Source organism: Pseudactinotalea sp. (genome assembly GCF_048594945.1).
Taxonomy (GTDB): Bacteria; Actinomycetota; Actinomycetes; order Actinomycetales; family Beutenbergiaceae; genus Pseudactinotalea.
In genome coordinates, this window is sequence record NZ_JBMDXJ010000055.1 from 1 (window position 1) to 3,424 (window position 3,424).

Below are 3,424 nucleotides of genomic sequence, written 5' to 3' on the forward strand. Positions count from 1 at the left end.
GCATCCACCTGGTGGTGCCGCGCGAGCGGATCCGCGGCGAGACGGGTCTGATCCTGCAGACCGAGAAGAGCGTGCTGTTCGTGATCCCGTGGTCGCGGTACTGGGTGATCGGCACCACCGACACCGCCTACACCGAGGACCCGGTGCACCCGGTCGCCACGGCCGAGGACATCGACTACGTGCTCGATCACGCCAATGCCGTGCTCCGCGACCCGCTCACCCGCGACGACGTGATCGGCACCTACGCGGGCCTGCGCCCGCTGCTGCAACCGGGCACCAAGGAGGGGACGTCCTCGGCGAAGGTCTCGCGCGAGCACACCACCGCCTCCCCGACCCCTGGCCTCGTGGTGATCGCCGGCGGCAAGCTCACCACCTACCGGGTGATGGCCAAGGACGCCGTGGACTTCGCGCTCGGTGACGAGGCCCAGGCCACGCCGTCGATCACGGACCGGGTGCCGCTCGCCGGCGCCGTCGGTTTCGCCACCGCCCGCCGCAAGGCGCGCGGCTGGGCCGACACCTATGGCTGGACCAAGCAGATCACCGACCACCTCCTGCACCGCTACGGCGGCCAGCTCAGCGACATCGTGGGAATGATCGAGGCGCAGCCCGACCTCGCGAAGCCGCTCGAGGGTGCGCCCGACTACCTGCGGGCCGAGATCGCGTTCGCGGCCACGCACGAGCAGGTGGTCCACCTCGAGGACGTCTTGCTGCACCGCACGCGGCTCACCTACGAGCAGCGCGACGGCGGTGTCGCGGCTCTCGACGAGATCGTCGAGATCATCGCTCCCTCCCTGGGGTGGGACGAGGGCCGGATCGCTCGCGAGAAGCAGTCCTATCTCGACCGTCGCGCGGCCGAAGCAGCCGCCGCACAGACCACCAGCGATGCCGAGGGCGCGCTGGCCAGGGCTCAGGCGCCCGACATCGTCCCGATGGTTGCCGTCGACGCGCCTACCTGAGCCCGGTGCCGCATAGCGGCATGCTGTGGGTGTGGCGCATCGGGGCGTCCACACTTCATCCCCCTCAGTGACGAGAAAGAGAGTCAGATGGACATCATCCTCCCCGAGGCAGTAGGTACCTTCCTGCTGATCCTCCTCGGTTGCGGCGTGGTCGCGAACGTCGTTCTCGCCGGCACCAAGGGCAACGGCGGCGGCTGGCTGCTGATCAACTTCGGATGGGGCATCGGCGTGTTCGCCGGTGTCTACGCCGCGGTCGACACCGGTGCGCACATCAACCCTGCAGTGACGTTCGGCCTGTGGGCCTCCGGTGGCGAGCTCGCTGCCGGCATCCCGGCCACCATCTCGAACGTGCTCATGTACGTGATCGGTCAGTTCATCGGTGCGATCCTCGGCGCCGTGTTCTGCTGGCTGGCTTACAAGCAGCACTTCGACGACGAGCCCGACGCGGCGAACAAGCTCGCCGTGTTCTCCACCGGTCCTGCCAAGCGCTCGCTCGGCTGGAACACCGTGACCGAGGTCATCGCGACCTTCGTGCTCGTGTTCGTGGTGATCGCCTTCGGCGGCACCCCGAGCGGCCTCGGCCCGCTGGCCGTGGCACTGCTGGTGGTCGGCATCGGCGCCAGCCTCGGTGGTCCCACCGGCTACGCCATCAACCCGGCACGTGACCTCGGACCCCGCATCGCCCACGCGATCCTGCCGATCAAGGGCAAGGGCTCCTCGGACTGGGGCTACTCCTGGGTCCCGGTCCTCGGCCCGATCATCGGTGGCGTGCTCGCCGGACTGCTCTCCGAGCCGCTGCTGACGTTCCTCCCCATCGCCTGACCTGATCGCACGGTGGGCGCTGGCGACGGCGAGCGCCCACCGTGGATCGACCACCGCCCCGAACCACTGCGCCGTACCTTCGGCGTGCCACACGATGAAGTGAAGGGAAACACCTCATGGCTGAGACGAAGTTCGTCCTCGCGATCGACCAGGGCACCACGAGCACCCGGGCGATCGTCTTCAACCACTCCGGCGAGATCGTCGAGAGCGGGCAGCTCGAGCACGAGCAGATCTTCCCCAAGGCAGGCTGGGTCGAGCACGACCCTGCCGAGATCTGGCGCAACACGCGCGAGGTCGTCGCCCTGGCTCTCACGCGCGCCAACATCACCAAGGACGACATCGCCGCGGTGGGCATCACGAACCAGCGTGAGACCGCCGTCGTCTGGGACAAGAACACCGGCGAGGCCGTCTACAACGCGATCGTCTGGCAGGACACCCGCACCCAGAAGATCGTCGACGAGCTCGGCGGCGGTGACCCCGACAAGTACAAGGCCAAGGTCGGGCTGCCTCTGGCCACCTACTTCTCCGGCCCCAAGGTCAAGTGGATCCTCGACAACGTCGAGGGTGCCCGCGAGAAGGCCGAGGCCGGCGATCTGCTGTTCGGCAACACCGACACCTGGACGTTGTGGAACATGACCGGCGGCACCGACGGCGGCGTGCACGTCACCGACGTGACCAATGCCAGCCGCACGATGCTGATGGACCTGTCCACGCTCGACTGGGACGCCGACATCGCCGCTGACATGGGCATCCCTCTCTCGATGCTGCCCGAGATCAAGTCCTCCTCCGAGGTCTACGGCGAGGGTCGCGCGCACGGGCACCTGGCCGGTATCCCGATCGCGGGCATCCTGGGCGACCAGCAGGCGGCCACGTTCGGGCAGGCGTGCTTCGAGGTCGGCATGGCCAAGAACACCTACGGCACCGGCAACTTCATGCTCATCAACACCGGGACCGAGCAGGTGCCGAGCGAGAACGGGCTGCTGACCACGGTCTGCTACAAGATCGGTGACCAGCCCGCCGTGTACGCGCTCGAGGGATCGATCGCCGTCACCGGGTCGCTGGTGCAGTGGCTCCGGGACAACCTGGGGATCATCTCCAGCGCTCCCGAGGTCGAGGAGTTGGCCAAGGGTGTCGAGGACAACGGCGGGGCGTACTTCGTGCCGGCGTTCTCGGGCCTGTTCGCGCCGTACTGGCGTTCCGACGCCCGCGGCGCCCTGGTCGGTCTGACCCGGTATGTCAACAAGGGCCACATCGCGCGGGCCGCGCTGGAGGCCACGGCCTTCCAGACCCGCGAGGTTCTCGACGCGATGAACGCCGACTCCGGTGTGAACCTGACCGAGCTGAAGGTCGACGGCGGCATGATCGCCAACGAGACACTCATGCAGTTCCAGGCCGACATCCTCGGCGTGCCGGTGGTGCGCCCGAAGGTCGCCGAGACCACGGCGCTGGGCGCGGCGTACGCGGCCGGCATCGCCGTCGGGTTCTGGAGCGGTGAGCAGGACGTCATCGACAACTGGGCCGAGGACAAGCGCTGGGAGCCTGCGATGGAGGACGCCGAGCGCGATCGCCTGTACCGCAACTGGAAGAAGGCCGTCACCAAGACCTTCGACTGGGTCGACGAGGACACGGAGGCGTGACCCCTCTCG

The 3,424-nt window shown here is 68.2% G+C and carries 3 protein-coding genes; all 3 read left to right on the top strand.

The genetic code is table 11. The features are described from left to right. Nucleotides 1–956 (top strand): glycerol-3-phosphate dehydrogenase/oxidase (locus ACOJSN_RS02600; protein ID WP_420110951.1); only part of this gene is annotated, 956 nt, incomplete at its 5' end. A gap of 87 nt (nt 957–1,043) precedes the next feature. Then, entirely contained in the window at nt 1,044–1,778 is a 735-nt protein-coding gene (locus ACOJSN_RS02605; RefSeq protein WP_420110952.1) for an MIP/aquaporin family protein, read from the top strand. A 116-nt stretch (nt 1,779–1,894) separates the two neighbouring features. Then, nucleotides 1,895–3,415: a glycerol kinase GlpK gene (gene glpK / locus ACOJSN_RS02610; RefSeq protein WP_420110953.1), complete on the top strand. Its 1,521-nt coding sequence runs from the start codon at nt 1,895–1,897 to the stop codon at nt 3,413–3,415. Nucleotides 3,416–3,424 lie beyond the last annotated feature (9 nt).